1 protein-coding gene is annotated in these 253 nt (G+C 62.8%); it reads right to left on the bottom strand.

Going from position 1 to position 253, the window contains the following annotated elements:
• Positions 1-35: 35 nt before the first annotated feature.
• On the bottom strand, positions 36-253 hold a 218-nt coding region (locus AC3II9_RS22115; protein ID WP_489158882.1), incomplete at its 5' end, for a PIN domain-containing protein.

The following is a 253-nucleotide window of genomic DNA, read 5'->3' as shown; positions in this document are numbered from 1 at the left end:
AGCGTACCGTACCCAAAAGCACGAATATGGGCCTACTACGCCAGAGGGCGCACGTTGGTGATGGTAATGCCGACATCCGCGCTCGCCAGCGGGCCGTCCGTCGTGAACATCTGCGCTTGTAGATCGATCGCCAAAGCAAGGCATGCCCGGTCGCCAAGCGAAAGACCAAGTGCCTTCGTCGACGGCCGGAGGTCGCCTATGATGAGCGCCTGGGCAGGGGAGAGCGGCCGAACATCGAGGTGCAACCCGCCGA

Source organism: Lysinibacillus sp. RU7, from assembly GCF_057837305.1.
Note: the sequence above shows the minus strand (reverse complement) of the source record. Positions and strands in the feature narration are given on the sequence as shown.